The sequence below is a fragment of the Candidatus Nanosynbacter sp. TM7-076 genome (assembly GCF_022828325.1).
In the GTDB taxonomy this organism is placed as follows: domain Bacteria; phylum Patescibacteriota; class Saccharimonadia; order Saccharimonadales; family Saccharimonadaceae; genus Nanosynbacter.
Genome location: NZ_JAJQJS010000001.1, coordinates 82,776 through 104,452 on the forward strand (window position 1 = coordinate 82,776; position 21,677 = coordinate 104,452).

General features: G+C 43.6%; 14 protein-coding genes, 3 tRNA genes and 3 rRNA genes. 17 read left to right on the plus strand and 3 right to left on the minus strand.

Annotated features, from left to right (window positions below; all coding sequences use genetic code 11):
* Positions 1-117 precede the first annotated feature (117 nt).
* The 4 genes from LRM47_RS00435 to LRM47_RS00450 all read left to right on the plus strand — a co-directional run bounded on the left by LRM47_RS00435 (position 118) and on the right by LRM47_RS00450 (position 6,789).
* Positions 118-2,106, plus strand: a complete 1,989-nt coding sequence (locus LRM47_RS00435; RefSeq protein ID WP_243822380.1) for a DNA gyrase/topoisomerase IV subunit B — start codon at positions 118-120, stop codon at positions 2,104-2,106.
* A gap of 9 nt (positions 2,107-2,115) precedes the next feature.
* Complete coding sequence (gyrA, locus tag LRM47_RS00440; RefSeq protein ID WP_243822381.1) at positions 2,116-4,614, plus strand: DNA gyrase subunit A; 2,499 nt, start codon at positions 2,116-2,118, stop codon at positions 4,612-4,614.
* Positions 4,615-4,617: 3 nt separating this feature from the next.
* Positions 4,618-5,049, plus strand: a complete 432-nt coding sequence (locus tag LRM47_RS00445; protein ID WP_243822382.1) for a divergent PAP2 family protein — start codon at positions 4,618-4,620, stop codon at positions 5,047-5,049.
* A gap of 213 nt (positions 5,050-5,262) precedes the next feature.
* Positions 5,263-6,789, plus strand: a 16S ribosomal RNA gene (locus LRM47_RS00450).
* Between the two features lie 293 nt (positions 6,790-7,082).
* Here the strand turns inward: LRM47_RS00450 and LRM47_RS00455 are convergent.
* The gene (locus tag LRM47_RS00455) at positions 7,083-7,322 is read right to left on the minus strand and encodes a hypothetical protein (protein WP_146555276.1); all 240 of its coding nucleotides are present in this window, start codon (positions 7,320-7,322) and stop codon (positions 7,083-7,085) included.
* Between the two features lie 66 nt (positions 7,323-7,388).
* Here LRM47_RS00455 and LRM47_RS00460 point away from each other — a divergent pair.
* The 9 genes from LRM47_RS00460 to LRM47_RS00500 all read left to right on the plus strand — a co-directional run bounded on the left by LRM47_RS00460 (position 7,389) and on the right by LRM47_RS00500 (position 14,927).
* A tRNA-Ala gene (locus tag LRM47_RS00460) sits at positions 7,389-7,465 on the plus strand.
* Between the two features lie 49 nt (positions 7,466-7,514).
* A tRNA-Ile gene (locus LRM47_RS00465) sits at positions 7,515-7,591 on the plus strand.
* A 13-nt stretch (positions 7,592-7,604) separates the two neighbouring features.
* A tRNA-Val gene (locus tag LRM47_RS00470) sits at positions 7,605-7,681 on the plus strand.
* A 92-nt stretch (positions 7,682-7,773) separates the two neighbouring features.
* Positions 7,774-8,913, plus strand: coding sequence for a dihydroorotate dehydrogenase (quinone) (pyrD, locus tag LRM47_RS00475; RefSeq protein ID WP_243822383.1), 1,140 nt, complete (start codon positions 7,774-7,776; stop codon positions 8,911-8,913).
* Between the two features lie 270 nt (positions 8,914-9,183).
* Positions 9,184-12,570, plus strand: a 23S ribosomal RNA gene (locus LRM47_RS00480).
* A gap of 181 nt (positions 12,571-12,751) precedes the next feature.
* Positions 12,752-12,860: ribosomal RNA gene (rrf, locus tag LRM47_RS00485) — 5S ribosomal RNA — on the plus strand.
* 85 nt (positions 12,861-12,945) lie between these two features.
* A complete protein-coding gene (locus LRM47_RS00490) occupies positions 12,946-13,677 on the plus strand; it encodes a DUF3152 domain-containing protein (protein WP_243813356.1) in 732 nt (243 codons plus the stop codon).
* A complete protein-coding gene (locus LRM47_RS00495; protein WP_243812821.1) occupies positions 13,674-14,390 on the plus strand; it encodes a hypothetical protein in 717 nt (238 codons plus the stop codon). Before LRM47_RS00490 ends, LRM47_RS00495 begins: the two co-directional genes overlap by 4 nt.
* 327 nt (positions 14,391-14,717) lie before the next feature.
* Positions 14,718-14,927: a con-10 family general stress protein gene (locus LRM47_RS00500; RefSeq protein ID WP_129637339.1), complete on the plus strand. Its 210-nt coding sequence runs from the start codon at positions 14,718-14,720 to the stop codon at positions 14,925-14,927.
* Between the two features lie 41 nt (positions 14,928-14,968).
* On the opposite strand, the gene LRM47_RS00505 is transcribed toward LRM47_RS00500, so the two are convergent.
* Complete coding sequence (locus LRM47_RS00505) at positions 14,969-15,433, minus strand: hypothetical protein (RefSeq protein WP_243822384.1); 465 nt, start codon at positions 15,431-15,433, stop codon at positions 14,969-14,971.
* Positions 15,405-16,217 carry an ROK family protein gene (locus tag LRM47_RS00510; protein WP_243822385.1) on the minus strand — a complete coding sequence of 271 codons (813 nt, stop codon included), beginning with the start codon at positions 16,215-16,217 and terminating at the stop codon, positions 15,405-15,407. Before LRM47_RS00510 ends, LRM47_RS00505 begins: the two co-directional genes overlap by 29 nt.
* Before the next feature lie 76 nt (positions 16,218-16,293).
* On the opposite strand from LRM47_RS00510, the gene LRM47_RS00515 reads away from it, so the two are divergent.
* The 4 genes from LRM47_RS00515 (at position 16,294) to LRM47_RS00530 (ending at position 21,663) form a co-directional block, all read left to right on the plus strand.
* Complete coding sequence (locus LRM47_RS00515) at positions 16,294-16,764, plus strand: hypothetical protein (RefSeq protein ID WP_243822386.1); 471 nt, start codon at positions 16,294-16,296, stop codon at positions 16,762-16,764.
* Between the two features lie 111 nt (positions 16,765-16,875).
* Positions 16,876-17,952: a 30S ribosomal protein S1 gene (locus LRM47_RS00520; RefSeq protein ID WP_243822387.1), complete on the plus strand. Its 1,077-nt coding sequence runs from the start codon at positions 16,876-16,878 to the stop codon at positions 17,950-17,952.
* A gap of 49 nt (positions 17,953-18,001) precedes the next feature.
* Entirely contained in the window at positions 18,002-19,771 is a 1,770-nt protein-coding gene (gene infB, locus LRM47_RS00525) for a translation initiation factor IF-2 (RefSeq protein ID WP_243822388.1), read from the plus strand.
* A gap of 104 nt (positions 19,772-19,875) precedes the next feature.
* The gene (locus LRM47_RS00530) at positions 19,876-21,663 is read left to right on the plus strand and encodes a hypothetical protein (protein WP_243822389.1); all 1,788 of its coding nucleotides are present in this window, start codon (positions 19,876-19,878) and stop codon (positions 21,661-21,663) included.
* Positions 21,664-21,677: the final 14 nt, after the last annotated feature.

Here is a 21,677-nt window from a genome sequence, read left to right on the forward strand (position 1 = left end):
TTAATCTAACTTTAGCATAAGCATACTAAAAAAGTAAATAGTTTGAGAATATATCTATTTTGATGTATAATAAGGTTGTTGAAAAGAGCTGATAATTCAGATAATAGTGAGGGAGATATGGCTAAACAAACAAATGAACAATCTTATGATGGCTCACAAATCCAGGTCCTAGAGGGTCTTGAGCCGGTTCGTAAGCGTCCAGGAATGTACATCGGTAGTACGGGGTATGAGGGCGTGCATCACTTGATTAAGGAGATTGCCGATAACTCAATTGACGAGGCAATCGCTGGTTACGCTACAAAGGTCGAAGTAACTTTGTTAAAGGATGGTGGTGTTCGAGTATCTGATGACGGTCGTGGTATTCCTGTCGATAAGCATCCAAAGACGGGTAAGAGTACATTGGAGACGGTATTAACAATCTTACACGCCGGCGGTAAGTTTGGTGGCGGTGGCTATAAGGTCTCGTCTGGACTTCACGGTGTTGGTTCTAGTGTTGTGAATGCGCTGTCTACTCGGATGATTGCTGAAGTTAGGAAGAACGGTAAAATCTATCGCCAAGAATACGCAACAGGCGTGCCTCAGACAGAATTAGAAGTAGTCGGAAAGTCTGATGGTTCTGGTACGACAATTACTTTCTATCCAGACCCAACCATCTTTAAGGAGACGGTTAATTTTGACTATAAATGGGTTGTTAATTATCTTCGTCATCAGGCATATCTTACGAAAGGTATTCACACGTCGGTTATTGATGAGCGAACTGACGAACGAAAAGCTTTCTACTTTGAGGGCGGTATTCAGAGTTATGTAAAAAACCTGAATATTGGCAAGGACGTTTTATCGGACGATATATTTTACGTCGAGAAGCAGGTTGAAGATTGTATGGTGGAAATTGCGGTTCAGTATAATGACACCTACGCTGAAGTGGTAAAGCCATTTGCTAATAACGTCTTAACTCCTGATGGTGGTACTCATTTGGTTGGTTTTCGAACAGCTCTCACGCGTGTAATTAATGACTACGCTCGCAAAAATAGCTTACTGAAAGAAAAAGAGGATAATCTGACTGGTGATGACATCCGCGAAGGTTTGACGGCAGTTATTTTGGTGAAGTTGCCAGATCCTCAGTTTGAAGGTCAGACCAAGAATAAACTTGGTAATCCAGAGATGCGCCGCTATGTTGATCAGGTAATGAGCGAATATTTTGCGTATTACTTGGAGGAAAATCCAGCTACAGCTAAGAAGGTTGTCGGCAAGGCTACATTGGCGGCACGAGCTCGTAAGGCAGCAAGGGCTGCGCGCGACAACGTTATCCGTAAGGGAGCATTTGAGGGTTTAAACTTGCCATCTAAATTGACGGATTGCTCATCTCGTAACCGAAAAGATTGTGAATTATTTATTGTCGAGGGTAATTCTGCTGCGGGTTCAGCTAAGGATGGTCGCGATTCAACTATTCAGGCTGTTCTTCCTCTTCGCGGTAAGGTGTTGAATACTGAGCGCGCAAGGTTTGATAAGATGTTTGCTAATGCTGAAATTGTTTCCTTGATTAAGGCTATGGGTGTTGGAATTGGCGACCAATTTGATATCAGTGGTATTCGTTACGACAAGATTATATTTATGACAGATGCCGACGTTGACGGTGCGCACATTTCTACACTTTTGATGACATTCTTCTTCCGATACATGTCTGAAGTGATTGAAGCGGGTCACGTATATTTGGCGAAGCCGCCTCTGTTTGGGCTGAGTAGAGGAACTGGCAGTAATCGTAAGATAGATTACGTCTATGATGAAGTAGCCCTCGAACAAAAATTGAACGAAAAGATTAATGAGCGCAAGGCTGCTGGTGTAAAGATTGATGAAAATGCTGAGAAATTTAAGCAGGCGGGCTACACGGCGCAGCAACGATTTAAGGGTCTTGGTGAGATGGATGCTGCTCAATTATGGGAAACTACTATGAATCCAGAAAATCGAACACTAGTGAAGGTTAATATTGAGGACGCAGAACGGGCAGACGCGATATTTACGAAGCTTATGGGTGATAGCGTAGAATTGAGGAAAAATTTTATTCAAACAAATGCCGCTAAGGTTAATGTGGAAGATTTGGACTTTTAAGGAGGAGATATGGCGGACAACGATAATAAAAATATAGTAGAATCAGAAATTCCGAACGAAGAGCCAGAAGTTCGCGGTATTGAAAAGTCGACAGTTGAGCGTGTTATGGAAGACTCCTTCCTTAAATACTCCATGTCGGTTATTATTGACCGTGCTTTGCCGGACGTTCGTGACGGGCTGAAGCCTGTTAATCGTCGTATTTTGTATGCGATGAATAAGAATGGTTGGCGCGCTCCTCACGCTACAGTGAAGTCAGCAAAAATTGTCGGTGAAGTTATGGGTAACTACCACCCGCACGGTGACTCATCAATTTATGATGCCATGGTAAACTTGGCTCAACCTTGGAAGATGCGGTATACGCTAGTTGAAGGTCAGGGTAACTTCGGTTCTATGGACGGTGATGAGCCAGCGGCTTCCCGTTATACTGAGGCGCGAATGGATAAAATTGGTGGCGAGCTGCTATCTGATATCGACAAAGAAACCGTTGATTTTCGTGATAACTTCGACGGAACAGAGAAAGAGCCAGTAGTTTTGCCGTCGGCCGTTCCAAATATTCTGTTGAATGGTCAGATGGGTATTGCTGTTGGTATGGCAACGAATATTCCACCGCATAACCTTGGCGAGGTGGTTGACGCTACAGTTGCTCAAATAGATAATCCTGAAATTACACTAGACGAACTATTGACACACATTAAGGGTCCTGATTTTCCGACAGGTGCGGAAGTTTATGGTGGTGCGCCAATGCGTCAGGCATATGAAACTGGGCGTGGTTCAGTTACGATTCGTGCGGTTGCGTCGATTGAAGAGCGCAAAAATGGTCGTTATAGCATTATAATCACCGAAGTTCCGTATGGTATGAGTAAGGAAGGCTTTGTTGATAAGGTTCGAGAACTTGTCCTTGCCAAAAAAATAACGCATATTGCCGATGCGCGAGATGAAAGTGCTCGCGGTAAGGTTCGAGTTGTCGTTGAATTGAAGAAAGACGCTTATCCAAAGAAGATTCTTAACCAATTGTATAAATTGACTGGACTACAGACGTCATTCCATTATAATGTCCTGGCTTTGGTCAATGGTATTCAGCCTAAGGTTATGGGATTAAAAGAGATTTTGGCGGAGTTTATTAAGCACCGTCAAGGTGTTATTCGACGCAGGACCGAGTTTGAACTTCGCAAAGCTAAGGAACGAGCTCATATATTGGAAGGTCTGAAAATTGCGCTTGATCATATTGACGAGGTGATTAAGACAATTCGCGAAAGTTATGACGATGCCGACAAGCGCTTGATGGAGAGATTTGGTCTGTCGGAAATTCAAGCGGCCGCAATTTTGGCAATGCAACTACGACGATTGCAGGGATTGGAGCGCGACAAGATTGAAGAAGAATTGAAGCAGCTTCACGAACTGATTAAGAAGCTGGAAGCAATTTTGGCTGACGAGAACGAGATTTTGCGTGTTGTTAAGGAAGAGCTGCTTGCTATGAAAGAAAAGTATGGTGATGATAGGCGCAGTAAGATTATTAATCATGAATTAGGGAAATTCTCTGATGAGGAATTGATTCCAGAGGAAGAGTCGGTAATTCTACTTACAAGCGAAAATTACATCAAGCGAACCTTAGTAAGTGATTATCGTAGGCAAAATCGTGGCGGTAAAGGCAAGCGTGGTATGACGACTAAGGAAGAAGATGTTATTGATCAAGTCGTTCAGGCGAGCTCGCACGATTATCTATTATTCTTCACTAATATGGGTAGGATCTTCCGCTTGAAGGCTTACGAAGTGCCAGCTGCTAGCCTAAGTGCTAAAGGCGTTGCTGCGGTTAACTTATTGCAACTTCAGCCAGAAGAGAAGATAACGGCAATTATCAAGCACGAAAAGAACGCTAATGAAGACGGATATCTGTTCATGGCGACAAAGAAGGGTACAGTTAAGAAGACTCCTGTGAAAGATTATGCCAATGTCCGTACGAATGGATTGATTGCTATTAAATTGGATGAAGGCGATGAACTGCGCTGGATAAAGAGGACGACTGGCGAAAATGATGTGATTATATCTACGTCTGCAGGACAAGCCATTCGTTTTAATGAGAAAGATACGCGCCCAATGGGCAGATCAGCTCGTGGTGTCCGTGGTGTAAGATTGCGTCCAAATGACTCTGTTGTTGGTATGGATATCGTTACGGGTGACGACCAAACCTTGCTGGTGGTTAGTGAAAAAGGCTTCGGTAAACGTACAAAGGTGTCGAATTTCCCAAGTCATAAACGTGGCGGAGTCGGTATAAAAGCCGCAGTCGTAACTGCAAAAACTGGTCCGATTATCTCTGTGCAGACTATCGACCCAGAAATAACAGAGGCGTTATTGGTTTCTCAGAATGGTCAAACTATCCGCCTGGGCTTGAGCGATATTAAGCTACTCGGAAGGACAACTCAGGGCGTGACGATTATGCGTCTATCTGACGGCGACGCTGTTTCGTCAATCGGCTTGATGGCGGATCGTCCGCAGGATGATGGTAATTAATAAATGAAAGTCTTGATAGTCCCAGTAATTGCATGGGCGATATCCCAAGGGTTGAAGCAAGTGTTTCATCTCATGGGGCGTAATCGTCGAGTATTTAGCGGTGATACAAACCCAAAAATACTTCTATCCGGAGGTATGCCAAGCGCTCATAGTGCGATTGTTGTGTCGCTGGCGGTATTTCTGGGGCTACAAGATGGCTGGGATAGTTCTGTATTTGGACTAGCTACTTGGCTGGCTATTATAGTAATGTATGATGCCATGATGGTTCGCTATTCGTCTGGAATGCAGGGCGAAACACTTAATAAGTTGATCTCAGAGCAGGGTAGCAAGTTGAAAAAACTTCGCGTTGCTCATGGTCACACCCCTGTAGAAGTGGCGGCTGGGGCGGCCATTGGTATGGTTGTAGCTGTCGTTGTATTTTTCGCAACAAAATAATTGTAAAAATCTATTGACCTAGACAATTATATACTGTAAGATTAGTAACAAGTCTGGCTGCTGGAGTGCGAGTTAAGCAACGATTTACAATCTGTAGAGCGAGGTAAATCATACTTCAGTCTGACTTAAGATGAACTTTAACAATTTGATTGTGCAATATCATCGTCAGTTTATATTTTTGTAGAGCCTTAATACTTTGATACAAAGTAGATTTTAACGGAGAGTTTGATCCTGGCTCAGGATGAATGCTGGCGGCGTGCCTAACACATGCAAGTCGAGCGGCAGCGAGTTTTACACTGAATTCTGGAAGCTTCTGGGTAATATAGAAGATCTATTCAAGAATTTTGTGTAAAATGTCGGCGAGCGGCGGACGGCTGAGTAACGCGTAGGAATTTGCCCCAAAGTGAGGAATAACTGCCCGAAAGGGTAGCTAATGCCGCATATGGTCTTCGGATTAAAGCCTTCGGGCGCTTTGGGAGAAGCCTGCGTTGGATTAGGTAGTTGGTAGGGTAATGGCCTACCAAGCCGACGATCCATAGCTGGTCTGAGAGGATGATCAGCCAGACTGGAACTGAGACACGGTCCAGACTCCTACGGGAGGCAGCAGTGAGGAATCTTCCACAATGGGCGAAAGCCTGATGGAGCAACGCCGCGTGAAGGATGAAGGCCTTCGGGTTGTAAACTTCTTTTATGAGTGAAGAATATGACGGTAACTCATGAATAAGCACCGGCTAACTACGTGCCAGCAGCCGCGGTCATACGTAGGGTGCAAGCATTATCCGGAGTGACTGGGCGTAAAGAGTTGCGTAGGCGGTTTAATAAGTGAATAGTGAAACCTGGTGGCTCAACCATACAGACTATTATTCAAACTGTTAAACTCGAGAATGGTAGAGGTAACTGGAATTTCTAGTGTAGGAGTGAAATCCGTAGATATTAGAAGGAACACCGATGGCGTAGGCAGGTTACTGGGCCATTTCTGACGCTAAGGCACGAAAGCGTGGGGAGCGAACCGGATTAGATACCCGGGTAGTCCACGCCGTAAACGATGGATACTAGCTGTTGGAGGTATCGACCCCTTCAGTAGCGAAGCTAACGCGTTAAGTATCCCGCCTGTGGAGTACGGCCGCAAGGCTAAAACATAAAGGAATTGACGGGGACCCGCACAAGCGGTGGATTATGTTCTTTAATTCGATGATAACCGAAGAACCTTACCAGGGCTTGACATCCAGGGAAGGTCTGCGAAAGTAGACTGTGCCTTTTGGAACCCTGTGACAGGTGATGCATGGCCGTCGTCAGCTCGTGTCGTGAGATGTTAGGTTAAGTCCTTCAACGAGCGCAACCCTTGTGAATAGTTGTATTTTTCTATTCAGACTGCCCCGGTAACGGGGAGGAAGGAGGGGATGATGTCAGGTCAGTATTTCCCTTACGTCCTGGGCTAGAAACGTAATACAATGGCTAGTACAATGCGCAGCGAAGCCGCGAGGTGAAGCAAATCGCATCAAAGCTAGTCCCAGTTCGGATTGTAGGCTGAAACTCGCCTGCATGAAGTCGGAATCGCTAGTAATCGCAAATCAGCAAGTTGCGGTGAATACGTTCCCGGGTCTTGTACACACCGCCCGTCAAACCATGAAAGTGACCAACACCCGAAGTCCGATTCGTCGGCCTAAGGTGGGGGGCATGATTGGGGTTAAGTCGTAACAAGGTATCCGTACCGGAAGGTGCGGATGGATTACCTCCTTTCTAGGGAGTAACGATGCCAATCTGTCGAGCAATCACAGATTGAGCTAGGTCGGTCTCGTAAATGTGTCGAGCTTACATATTTACAATAGTCCTCTCGAGGACGAGACAAAAGTTCAACCTTTCTCTACGATAAACCGATTGATGAATTGCACAATCAAATTGTTAAACAAAAAAGTCCCTCTACGAGGGGCTTTTTATGTGACTGATTTTATTAAATCTGATGTTTTGATAGAATTGCGATTACAAAAAAATAGCCAACAGTGTTTGGCTATTTTGTTTTTAGTAAGCGTCTATTATAGTCCGCCGCCAAAAAGGGAGTTTAATAGCCAGTTTAGTGGGATAGTGTGCAGGCTGAGCATAATAGCGAATCCCACTCCACATGTAACAAGCCCCCAAAACTTGAAACGGTCATAGCTGCTTACACCGCTTCCCAGATTGTCGGCTAATTTTTGATGAAAAATGACGACTATTCCACCAGCAATTAAGACTAAAATCCCAAAAAATAATGCGCTAAAACTAAATTGATATAACATATTATTAATTATACACTTGTCAGAATTAAAAAGATACTGTACAATTAAAAGGTCTTGGCCATTTATGGGGACATAGCTCAGTTGGCTAGAGCACCTGCTTTGCAAGCAGGGGGTCCAGGGTTCGAGTCCCTGTGTCTCCACCATATGGGGTGAAGTGGGCTTACGTCCACGACACTCCACCAAGACGAATGAGGGCGATTAGCTCAGCTGGTTAGAGCGCGTCACTGATAATGACGAGGTCGGAGGTTCAAGTCCCTCATCGCCCACCATATTTTTTAATATGGGCGCTTAGCTCAGTTGGCTAGAGCATCTCGTTTACACCGAGAGGGTCGGGGGTTCGAGTCCCTCAGCGCCCACCAATCATAGATAGTCAGGAATATCGCCGAACAGGCGATTTTTTATTTGCAAGTAACCTTGCTTAATAAAGCATAGATAGCTATACTCTTAGAATATGTATAAGCATATTGTTAAGCCAATATTATTCCTACTAACACCAGACTTTACTCATAAGTTAACTATTTTTTGCGGTCGTCTGGTGCAAGCATTTTCTCCTATTAGATGGGCTATTCGTAAATTATGGAGCTTCCAGGACAAGTCGCTACAGCAGGAAATTGATGGAATTGTATTTAATAACCCAATAGGCTTGTCAGCGGGGTTTGATAAAAATGTACAATTGTCACCTTTAATGGAAGATGTTGGATTTGGCTTTGCTTCTGGCGGATCTGTAACTATGGAGCCGAGAAGAGGAAATCCTCGACCATGGTTTCATCGATTGCCGAACACCAAATCTGTAGTTGTGTACGCTGGCATGCCAAATTATGGGCTAGAGAAGATTAGTGACTACATTGAATTAAATAGACCTAAGGTTAAATCAATGCCGACAGTTGTGTCTGTGGCTGTTATTGCTGATAAATCCACGAAAGACAAATTTGGGCCAGTCGTTCCGGAAGAATATATAATTCGGGACGTAAAAAAAGCGGTTAGTTATATCGTAGAAAACAATCTGGCAAGCGTTATAGAGATTAATATCTCTTGTCCGAATGCTGGCAAGGAGCCGTTTATCTATGCCGATACGCTAGAGACTTTATTAAGCGAATTAGATTCTATAGAGAGAAATGTTCATTTCTGGGTTAAAATGCCACATTTGTATGATTTGAAGCAGTTCGATTCGCTATTAAAGGTTATTGTTGAGCATAATATTCAGGGCGTAACGGTCGCTAATTTAATAAAGGATCGTGAGAAGGTAGATCTTAAAGATCCTTTGACTGATGACATTAGGGGTGGATTAAGCGGCAAACCTACTCGCGCACATAGCTTAGAATTGATTAAGCATACATATAAAAACCATGGAGATAAACTGACTATTATTGGTGTTGGCGGAGTTTTTTCGGCCGAAGATGCATACGCTAAGATTAAGGCAGGGGCTAGTCTAGTTGGGCTTATAACTGGGCTGTTTTTTGAAGGTCCGCAACTAATTGGGCGAATAAATCGCGAGCTGCTTCAGCTGCTAAAAAATGACGGTTTTTCTAGCATTTCTGAGGCGATTGGCGCTGATTTTAATAAAAAGCAAAAAAAGTCGAAAAAACTTTGAAAAAACCCTTGCAAAAGAATCTCAGCTGCTGTATAGTTAATTACTAGTTAAGCGAATGTTCAAACGAACCTCTGGCAATACACTGCAAAACGTGCGAGGGCAGTGAGAAAACATCTGAGTGTAGATAGATTTGTCAATTTATTGACTTGTCGATTGTGCACTCAAATGTGTGAGGCACTGATCATTAACAATTTGAGAGTAAAAGAAATTGAGTTTTTAATTGACGGTAGTAGTAATTGCAAAGTAGCAACTACTAGTTAAGTCAATGCATAAAAAGGTACTCAAGGGCGCTAAATGGATGCCTAGACGTATATTACCGATGAAGGACGTGGAAGACTGCGATAAGCTTCGGGAAGCTGTCAACAAGCTTTGATCCGGAGATCTCCGAATGGGGAAACCCAGCATGAGTCATGTCATGTTGCCACTTGCTGAACACATAGGCAAGCGAGCGGGAACCATCTGAACTGAAACATCTTAGTAGGATGAGGAAGAGAAAGTAAATAACGATTGCGAAAGTAGTGGCGAGCGAAATCGCAACAGCCCAAACCTTTTAAGTTTTTGCCTATTAATTTAGGCAAATAAGTTGATAGACGAATACTTATAAGGGGTTGTGATATTACATATGACCAAGTCAGAGAATTTGATTCATTCAAATAATCTGATTTGCGATAACTGGCTATCAACAGTTAGTAAGGTAAGAAATCGGCGTGGTTAGTAGAATAGTTTGAATGACTAGCCAAAGAACGTGAAAGCCGTGTATATGAAAACGACGCTGACCTTATGTATGTTTTATCGAGTAGGACGGGGCACGAGAAACCCTGTTTGAATCTGGCTGGACCACCAGCCAAGGCTAAATATAATATACGATCGATAGTGAACTAGTACAGTGATGGAAAGGTGAAAAGAACCCCGGGAGGGGAGTGAAATAGATCCTGAAATTTAGTGCCTACAAGGAGTCGGAGCCGGCTTGTCCGGTGACGGCGTGCTTTTTGTAGAACGATCCAGCGAGTTAATTTTTACAGCGAGGTTAAGTCAATTGACGGAGCCACAGTGAAAGCGAGCCTGAATAGGGCGATTAAGTTGTAAGGATTAGACCCGAAACCGGGTGACCTAACCATGAGCAGGTTGAAGCCACTGTAACAGGTGGTGGAGGACCGAACCAGGATACGCAGCAAAGTGTTTGGATGACTTGTGGTTAGCGGTGAAATGCCAATCGAACTCGGAGATAGCTGGTTCTCCTCGAAATAGCTTTAGGGCTAGCGTCGTGTTAGTAGCACATGGGGGTAGAGCTCTGTAAAGGACTGGGGCGGGCAACTGTACCCACCCTTAACAAACTACGAATACCATGTGTGTAATCACGGCAGTTAGAACATCGGTGCTAAGATCGGTGCTCAAAAGGGAAACAGCCCAGACCATCATCTAAGGTCCCTAAATTAACGTTCAGTGGGAAACAAGGTGAGATTTCTTAAACAGCTAGGATGTTGGCTTAGAAGCAGCCATTCATTTAAAGAGTGCGTAACAGCTCACTAGTCAAGAGATCTTGCGTGGAAAATGTAACGGGGCTAAAACGTTATACCGAAGATATGGATTACACGCTAAGTACAAAGTTAAAGTTGTGTTACAATCAATTTATGGAAAATGAGATTTACGTAGGTAGCGTTTATAAACACTATAAAGGCAATAAGTATGTTGTTGTAAGTATAGCTGTTCATACTGAGACGCTTGAAGAGCTTGTAGTTTATCGAGCCATTTATGGCGACGGAGAATTATGGGCTAGACCTAAGAAAATGTTTTTAGATAATATTGAAAAAGACGGAAAGATCATTCCAAGGTTTGAATTGATTAAGAAACTTTGATTTTGTTCTTAGTGTGTAGTGGTAGAGGAGCGTTCCTATCAGCGGTGAAGTCGAATCGGAAGGTTCGGTGGAGCGGTAGGAAGTGAGAATGCTGGAATGAGTAACCATAAGAGAGGTGAGAATCCTCTCGGCCGTAAGAGCAAGGTTTCCTGAGCCATGGTAATCATCTCAGGGTTAGTCGGGCCTAAGCCGAGGCGCAGAGCGTAGGCGATGGACATCAGGTTAATATTCCTGAACCGGTTAAGTTTTGTACACTGTTCACGGGGAAGTAATTGAAGCGGATTCATGGTTTATCCGTCCAACCGAGCGGGAACGCAAAGGGAGTGAAAGTGATTCTTCGGAGTCGCGATTTTGGTGAAAGCCCTGGCTAGAAAAGCAGGTGTACGCGTGGACTTAGCCGCCCGTACCGCAAACCAACACAGGTGCTCGAGTCGAGTAGACTCAGGCTTACGAGCGAACCTTCGCTAAGGAACTCGGCAATACAGCGACCGTAACTTCGGGATAAGGTCTGCCCCCACTTCGGTGGATATCAGCCGCGTTCACTCAGTGAATATTAGGTTAAAGAGTACATTTTTAATCACAAAACGAATTTTCTGAGATAGAGCAAACGAATTGTTCTTTTGAACGTGAACCTCTGACATCTAACGATGTGGGGGCCGCAGCAAAAGAGCCCACGGAACTGTTTATCAAAAACACAGGTCTCTGCTAACACGAAAGTGGATGTATAGGGGCTGACTCCTGCCCAATGCTGGAAGGTTAAGGGGAGCGCTTCACGGTGCGAACTGAAGCCCTAGTCAATGGCGGCGGTAACTATAACCGTCCTAAGGTAGCGAAATTCCTTGTCAGGTAAGTTCTGACCCGCACGAATGGAGTAATCATGTGGGCACTGTCTCAGCGAAGGACTCGGTGAAAGTGCATTGGCGGTAAAGATGCCGTCTGTCCGTACCAGGACGAAAAGACCCCATGGAGCTTTACTACAGCTTTACATTGAATATGGTTTCAACATGTGTAGCATAGGTGGGAGACTTTGAAGCAGATACGCCAGTATTTGTGGAGTCACCAAGTGAAATACCACCCTTGTTGTGATTGTGTTCTCACGCTGACCGTTATCCGGTTAGCGGACCGTGTATGGTGGGTAGTTTAACTGGGGCGGTTGCCTCCTAAAGAGTAGCGGAGGCGTTCAAAGGTTGGCTAACTTCGGATGGAAATCGAAGTGATAGTGTATGCGCATAAGCCAGCTTGACTGTGAGGAGTACATTCCAATCAGAGACGAAAGTCGGAGCAAGTGATCCGCTGTACGTACATTTGTACATGAATGTGGGATCGACAGCGCAAACGGATAAAAGTTACCCTGGGGATAACAGGCTTATAGCGCCCAATAGTTCACATAGACGGCGCTGTTTGGCACCTCGATGTCGGCTCATCACATCCTGGAGGGGGAGCACCTTCCAAGGGTTCGGCTGTTCGCCGATTAAAGTGGTACGCGAGCTGGGTTCAGAACGTCGTGAGACAGTTCGGTTTATATCCGGTATGGACGATAGGAAACTTGAGAGGATCTACCCCTAGTACGAGAGGACCGGGGCGGACGCACCTCTGGTGTATCGATTGTGGCCACCTGCTGCATTGTCGAGTAGCTATGTGCGGACTAGATAAGCGCTGAAAGCATATTAAGCGCGAAACTAACCTCAAGATAAGGTTTCCCTATGAGGACACAGAAAGACTATCTGTTTGATAGGCGCAAGGTGGAAGTACAGTAATGTATGGAGCTAAAGCGTACTAATAGTCCCATTGCCTTTTTATGTCCTTGTCCGTGGAGTTTATGCTTGCATAAACATTGCGGATAAGGTAGACTTAACTAGTAATTGGTGCTTTTCAAAAGTACCGGTCAATTAAAAATCAATTCCGTGCTGATGTTGGACATCGAAGAAAGGGGTTTGGCCCACCGTGGAGTATATACGGAACCAAGCGTCGTAACCCCCTCCTTCGGTGCCCATAGCGAGGAGGAAACACCTGTTCTCATTCCGAACACAGAAGTTAAGCTCCCCAGCGGCGATTATACTGCGAAAGTGGGAAACTAGCACGGTGCCGAATTATAAGAAAGCCATCCTAATAGGGTGGCTTTCTTCTTTGTCTTAAAACGTTTGTGGTATGTTTTGGCGGGTGATAGAATATAAGTATGTGTATAGTGTGTAGGGTGGCTACTGGCGGTATGGCGATTGCTGTTGCTTTAACTCCAACGATTAGCATAACAGCACCCAATGAGAATAAGAGTGATGCGAAGAAGGCGATTAGTGCTAAATTTTTTTCTGAAATAAAATCTCCATCATCACTATCCAGATTTAAGGTGTCAGATATCCAGACTCCAGATTGGCACTCCACATCTCAATCGTCAAAAAAATTGAATTCTGGAGTGAAAAAAGAAGTCACATATACAATATCAACAAAGGGCAATGTCCGATCAAATCTAGCTGAATTCTCGAAACAGGTAAATGAAACCTTAAACGATAATCGAGGCTGGGCGCGTATGGGGATTATTTTTAAAGAGGTAAAAGAGAGTGGAAGTTTCAATCTAGTTCTGTCGCAAGCTGAATTGATGTCCTCATTCTCGTCAGGCTGTGACGCGGATTGGAGTTGTCGAGTCGGGTCTTCTGTCATTATCAATGACAATCGATGGTCTGGCGCGACTACAGCGTGGAATAAAGCAGGTGGTGATATTCGTAATTATCGACATATGGTAATCAATCATGAAGTTGGGCACTGGTTGGGGCATGGGCATTTGAATTGTTCTGGGGTTAATAATCCAGCGGCGGTTATGCAGCAGCAATCAATTGATTTACAGGGGTGTGCTTTTAATCCTTGGCCGCTTGATAGTGAATTATGGTCAACTACGCTGGGGATAGAACTATGAAATTGATAAAAAATTATCGCACGCTTAAATTGGCTATTGTCATGAGTTTTATAACGCTGATAATGATATTGGCATATGGATTTGTGAGCTGGAAATCTTGGGAAAACGTTCAAAGCGTAACAAAAAACACTAATGAGGTGGAGGGCTCGCTGTTTGTTAATTTGCAAAAAGACAAATTATCTACTAAAAAATTGAATGAATATTTGGCTGATTTAAAAAATAAACGCCAAAGCTGTGATGTAGTATTTTTTGTATCTTGGCAGAAGAACGTTAATACTAGATTTAAAAAGTATTCAGAAGAATGCAATAAATCGGTAGAGAAGATGAACCGAACTATACAGAGTATAGAGAAGATTGTCGGCTTTATGGAGTTTGATAAGGAATTGAGCGGTGAAATACGTACGGTGTCAGATAAGTTATCGAAGACCAAGCAAAATGACTTTATTGCTATGGAGAAAATATGGACTGATACAAAGAAGAGGTTGGAATCCAGAGAAAACGAGGTTGACTTACGTAAGTTAGCGATGAAGAGAATAGACGCTATTTTATTGGCTGCGCGCGATTTGAAGTCGACTAACGAAAAGAAAGATAGCGACCAGTTTACTATAGCCAAGGATAAATTTACCGTGGCTATTAACGCCTGGATTGGTTTGCAAAATGAGTTAACACAAGAATCTCAGCTTAGAATAGACAATCTATTAAGAGAGTTTTAGAATAAATCTGCAATAAAAAATATCCCTCTATGTGATGGGATATTTTTCTTCTCGAATCTCGCAGAAAACGAGAATTTTTTGTGGTGGAACTCATGATTTCTGAAGCTCCAACAGGTGCCGTCAGTAACTGACTTTATTAGTATAGCTAACGCGTCAGTAAAATGCAATATTTTATTCACAATAAAAACTACTTATGTAAATATTGACAAAGTATTAGTAATATGCTAGCATATAAACATAACACATATCATGTGTGATATATAAAGGTGAGGGTTTCCATTTAAATTTATGTGGAAATCTTTTTTAAAAATGGAGGAAAACCTTCCTATGGCAGGAACAAAGGCTGGCGGCTTAAAGGCTGCTCAAAAAAATCTAGCTCGCGATCCAGATTTTTACGCAAAAATCGGACGCAAGGGCGGTAAAAACGGTCGAACTGGTGGCTTTGCCGCAAATCCAGCTTTGGCTCGTATCGCTGGTGCTAAGGGCGGACGCATTTCACGCCGTACTAAAAAGACAGTACAAAAAATTGCAGAATAAGACCGCTCCAATCTCTTAAAATTAGCCTCCGTATGAGAGGCTTATTTTATTTGATATCTTTTAAGCTGGCAGGATTTTGCTTGATTCACGCGCCATTCTGAGCGGCAATTAATACACTTGTAAGATGAGGAAGTGGCCTGTAATCCAACTGCGCCACACTGAGGGCAAAGACTACGTTTATGTAGCCAATCCCTGTAGCTATCCAAAGAATCTTGAATGTTATCGTCGTCCATACTGAGAGTTAAGCCGTATTTTGGCGCCAAAATATCAACGGCATATTCCCAGGCAGATCTTTCCATTTCGATTAACTGGACATCATATTGATAATTTTTATGACCAAGCTTAGCGTGGGCGATTTCGTGTAAAAGTTGCACTAAGTCTTCTTGTGAATCTAATTTTTCGTAATAGATTGTTTGCGAATTAGGATTCCAGGAAAATACTTCGCCCTCCTTGAATTGCAGTTCTGGAAAATCGTGTTCAATTTGAGGCAAGCTGACTGATGGCATTGTCGTAGCATCCGTATAATACAATTTCTTCGGGGTTAGGGGCGCTGATTATTTTTGGTACTGATATGGCGGCGGGTAAGTTTTCTGCCAGAAGACCGCTTAAAATATCTGAAAAATAGGATGTGAATGCTCCCACGCTCCCGCCAACAACAACGACATCTGGTTGCGTAAAGGCGATGAGCGGTTGCAATCCAGCTTTTATTCTATTAGCAACCTCTTCCCAGACTTCCAGGGGGGTGTCTGATGATAATTCGCCAAAAATTCTCTGTAAAACTCTACCCGCAGCAATCTCTTCCCAAGTGGTAATCTTGCCATTGTAATTTAAAGACATATGTCCGCCTTCGCAGTCGCTAAGTTCTTTATGCAGATTTCCATTCAGGATTAGGGAAGTGCCAACGCCGGTTCCTAGGGTGATGTATAGGCCGCATCTGGGAGTTTTGGGCAATCTGAGAATACTTGCCAGTCCTGCCATATTGGCATCATTTGCAATGAATATTGGTATATTAGGAAAATATCGTGAAAGTAGCTTACGGATAGGTTGATTTTTCCAGCCGAGGTTTTGGCACCACACTGCCACGCCGTCTTTGACTACTCCTGGCAGAGCCACAGAAATTGCATCAATTGGCTTATTGTTCGTAATCAGGTGAATTTGATCGGCGACGCGTTGAATGTATTGGTCTACATTTTTAGGGGTGGGGAATTTAATGATATACTTAGGGTCTTTTTCCTTGTCAAAGCTGGCTACTAATGTTTTCGTCCCACCTGTGTCAACCGTAATAATCATATATTTATTATATCACCAGCTTTACTTGTAAGAGATCATTATGATATAATAAAGAAAATTTGAGTGGAGATATAATATGAAGCGAGTAAATCAGGCTGGATCAATCGGAGTTTTTGTAGTAGTGGGTGCTATTTTAGTGGCTATATCTTTGGCTGTTCTTTACGGAATTAGGCAGAATAATTTGTCGCAAGATGGGTCGCCAATCTCTAGCGATTTGGTAGCATCAGAGAATAGTAATAAGAATTCACAGAGCAACAACACATCTCAGCAGTCTGCAGATCAAAAAACGAATAATCAATCAGGTGGAAGAGGTGAGGCACGAACCGACGTGAAGACTGAAGAGTCGAAAAAGACAACTCCTACACCTGCGCCTTCCCAGTCTCAACAATCGCCATCATCTATAACGCCAGCTCCTTCTACTCCTTCTAAGCAATCTGATAAAGGATTACCAAAAACTGGACCAGAAGATGTAGCTATTTCTGCAGTGGCTTTTGGCATTTTGGCTTTTTTAACGGTGGCTTATCAGCGATCTCGTTATCTGATCTAGCTTTGACTTCTATCTATCTGTTGTGATATAATTGTGATAATCTGTGGGGATATTTTTATTATGTCCCTGAAGAATAATATCAATTTTAAGGAAGGGGTCTTTAGAAGACTTATGGCAGATGCCAAAATTACAATGGATGACCTGCTGGCTCAAGCAGGCGATAGTGTTAAACAAATTACTGTTGGCGAAACGGTTGACGGTACTGTTTTATCAGTAAAGAAGCACGAAATTTTAATCGATTTAGGACCTTTGGGTGTTGGCTTGGTTCCACGCCGCGAAGTTAGCCTTTCAAAGAATTACAATGTTGGCGATTCAGTAATTGCTAGCGTAATTGATACCGAATTGGAAGACGGTTATTCGCTACTTTCATTGCGCAAGGCTGCGAAAGATCGTGGTTGGGATGAAATTATGGCCAAATTGGAATCTGGTGAAATCATCACCGTTGTGCCATACGACGCTAACCGTGGTGGACTACTAGTTGAATACGAAGGTATTCGCGGATTCTTGCCAGTATCGCAATTGTCAGCCGAACACTATCCTCGTGTAGGTTCTAGCGATAAGGACGAAATCTTGCAACGATTGAACAGCTTGGTAAAGAAAGATATCAAGGCGCGAATCTTGGACGCTGACCGAAAAGCTAACAAATTGATCTTCTCTGAAAAAGAGGCAGTTAAAGAAGGTTTGGCAGAGCGATTCCAGAAGTTGGCAATTGGCGACACAGTTGCAGGTGTTGTTACAGGTGTTGTTGACTTTGGTGTATTCGTTAACGTTGAAGGTATTGAAGGTTTGATTCACATCTCAGAAATTAGCTGGGAGCGTGTTAATAACCCATCCGACTACGTAAAAGTTGGTCAAACTATCGAAGCTAAGATTATTGCAATCGACAAAGAGCGCTTGAGCTTGAGTATGAAACAATTGACTAAAGATCCATGGTTGGATGAAGTTGAGCAATTTAAGCCTGGTGAAAAAGTTGAGGGAACTGTAACTCGAATTACTCCATTTGGTGCATTCGTACAGTTGAGTCCAGCGGTTGAAGCTTTGGTTCACGTGTCAGAGCTTGGTGGTGACGGTACTGATCCTGAAAAGGTATTTACGTTGAACGAGCGTAAAGAATTTACAGTTTTGGATATCGATAAGGAAAATCGTAAGATTTCTCTTTCGCTCGGCAAATCATCAAAGAAAAAATAATACAAATCCCCTGAAGCGTAGTTACGCCCAGAGGTGAGAGGAGCTTATTATGGCAGAAAAAATCGTCAATATTGCAGATTCGGTAACGGTTGGCGAGTTGGCTGAAACTCTGGGATTGTCAGTAACTACGCTGATTGGTGAATTGTTTAAGAATGGTATTGCCGCGACGATTAATCAGCGGCTGGATTTTGAGACTGCGCAGATTATTGTTGAAGAATTGGGGCTGGATGTGCAGCTGAAACGGAAGACGGTTTCTGCGGAAATTCATCACCATGCGCACAAATTATCAGACAAGGCAGTTCCTCGTCCGCCGATTGTGGCTGTGATGGGGCATGTTGACCACGGTAAAACGAGTTTGCTAGATGCGATTCTTGATAAGAAAACAGCGGCTAGTGAAGCCGGAGGAATTACTCAGCATATTAGCGCTTATCAAGCTCAGCGCAACGGACGGACCATCACTTTATTGGACACTCCAGGCCATGAGGCTTTCGCAGCGTTAAGACAACACGGAGCCACACTTACAGACGTGGTGATTATCGTGGTGGCGGCAGATGATGGAGTTAAGCCTCAGACTGTTGAAGCTATTCGATTTGCTAGGTCAGCTAACGCTAAAATTGTAGTGGCAATTAATAAGATTGATAAAGAAGCAGCTAATCCGCAACTGGTAAAGACCCAATTGGCATCTGAGCATGGTTTGAACCCTGAAGAATGGGGCGGCGACACTGTGATGGTTGAGGTTAGCGCAAAAACTGGTCAGAACTTAGACAAGCTTTTGGATATGGTTTTATTGGTGGCGGATATGGAAGATTTGCGCGCAGATGAAGATGTTCCGGCTGAAGGTTTGGTTATTGAGGCGCACATGGAAACTGGTCGTGGCGCCGTAGTTGGCTTGTTGGTGGAGAACGGTCATTTGAGGCCTGGTCATTATCTGGTTGCTGGGACGGCTTACGGGCGAGTTCGAACGCTTCAAGATTTTCGCGGTAAAGCCGTTAAGGATGCTGGTCCGAGTATGCCGGTGAATATGACCGGATTTAAGGAATTGCCACAATTCGGTGATGGATTTGAGATTGCGAAGAGCGAAAAAGAAGCTCGCAATTTGGCGCAAAAGGCTAAAATTGAACAAGAGAAAATGGCGGCCACAACCAATGTTACTGGCGCAGATATTCTTAAGATGATGAATCGAAAGCTTGATGCGGAAGAATTTAACGTAATCGTTAAGGCTGACGTTCAGGGTTCGGTAACGTCTGTGGTTGATAGTTTGAAGCTGATTGACACGAATGGTGAAGTTGAGCTTCATGTTGTCGGAACTGGTGTTGGCAATATTTCTGAGAACGATATTCATTTGGCGGTTGGTGAGAATACGGTGATTTATGGCTTTAATGTCGATTTGCCACCGGCAGTTAAGCGATTAGCGGCGCGTGAACACGTGGAAGTGCGGATTTTTAAGGTAATTTATGAACTACTAGATGACGCTAAGGCTTCAATGGAGGCTTTGTTAGCGCCAGAAATCGTTGAAACTGAAATTGGCGAGCTGGAAATTAAGGGCGTGTTTAGGACAATGCGCGAAGAAGTAATCGCTGGTGGTGAAGTGAAGCACGGTAAAGTCGCTAAGGACTTGCTGGCGCGCGTAAAACGTGGCGGAGAGCAAATTGCTGAAGTGGAAGTTTCTTCTGTGCAGCGTCAGCAACAAGAAGCAAAAGAGGTCTTTGAAGGCGAAATGTGCGGATTGAGTCTCAGGACGAAGAAAAAGGTTACCTTAGAAATTGGCGACAAATTGGAGTTCTTTACTAGGGAATTAGTGAAGAAAACTCTGGGGTAAACTGTTCTAAGTATTGACTTTTTTATGTATTTATGATAGTATCTTAAATATACATAAGTTTATTGCCATTCTGCGTGCAGAAGGCGAAAGGAAACCACCACAAAATGGACAAGAACCAATCAGATAAATATAGAATACCTAGAGTAGTAGGTGAATATGATTCTGCAAAGCGTCGTGATAAAGGTTTGCCTGGGCGTATAGGAGAGGCTGTAATGAGAGCAGCTAGTCGTGTAGTAACGACAGGAAAAGAGTATGCTAAACGCATAGGCGCGGACGCAAAAAGGCCTGAAAATGATAAGGGATTGATGGGAAAGCTTGGTTTTCCTGGTAATCCCGAAAATCCAACTGGAGCTTCAGAAGGCTCTACTGATACCTCAAAACCTGGCGCGAATGAATCGAAAACTGAAAAGAGGAAGGTTAATGCTCTAGGAGAATCAGCGACGCTAGAAGATTCTAATGAAGGTAAAGAAATGAAGTCTGGTGATAATCCAGAAGGCTTAACGCCATACGAACAGGCTATGCGAGATAAATATCTTGGTGATGAGTATGATGAAGCGGAGTATGGCGACGATAAACCAGAGAAGAATGATAATCCAGAAGGCTTAACGCCATACGAACAGGCTATGCGAGATAAATATCTTGGTGATGAGTATGATGAAGCGGAGTATGGCGACGATAAACCAGAGAAGAATGAGCGGGTTGAAGATTTGAATTCCGAAGGCGCAACTTATGTTGATGACACCCCAACAGAGAAGATTGATTTGAAGACATATGAAGCTGCTACTAATCTTAAGATTGCTCGAAGTAGATTCGCTAAAGCGAGCGTTGCCGTTGAATCACACTTCTTTAAGAGGTTCTTTGGTGGAAAGAAGCGCCAAGCTGAATTAGAAGCTGCTACGGAACAATTGAAGCAGTGCGAATTGGAATACATGCGTCTTAAGTTTGCTGATAAAATCGAAGCAGCAAAACAGGATCCAGAAAAGCAGGCTGAATTAGCAGCGGAAATGGGTCAAGCGGCGTTTGCAAGTATGCAAGAAACCTCAAGAATGACGACAGATAAGTATGACGACATGCTTGATGATCGTGGTAAATTTAAGAAAGCTGCCGCTAAAGTTGGTAAATGGTTTAATAAGGGTGGTAGGATTGCTCAGTTGTTGAAGTTGGGCGGTACTGGTTTTGCGGTAGGTGCTACTACAGCAACCTTCGCTGGATGGCCTATTACTACGGCTGTCGGTATTGTAACGGAATTAGGAGTTGCTGGAGCAACAAAGCAAGCTGTTCTGGAAGAGCGTCGTGGCGAAGATCGCATAGATGACGACAGTCTTGAAGCTATAGATCCTTCATTTAAGGATACTGTGGCTAACATGAAAATTGACGATGTTATGAAGCATGCAGTCAATGTATCGATTGACAATCTTAAGGATGTGAGTATAGAGAGGCAGGATGCCCTGCGTAAGAAAGTACGATCGTCATTAGGTAAGTATGGTGCTGGTTTTGCCTTGGGCGGCTTTGCTGGTAAATATGTTGGCGACTGGGCCAACTCTGCACACGCTACTGGAGCTGAGAGTAATACTGCTACACCTTCACAATCTGGTAGTGAGCAAATACCACAGTCTAGCGGCGCATCTTCTGTGGACAACTCTGTTGACAAAATCGTAAATAATATTAATCCAGATACATCAAACTTCAATTCTTACGACTATCCTTGGAACTGGGCTGCTGAGAAGTTTGGCGACGCTAATGCAATGGATCAGCTTCACAACCTGGCTGACAAGGCAATGGCTGACGGTCATACCGTACGGTGGCTTGATGGCCCTGGCGGAACATGGATGGAAGTTGACGGACTTAGCGATACTCCGCGCGTGTTGGAGATATTGGGTAAATATGTTTAATAGATAAAATATAA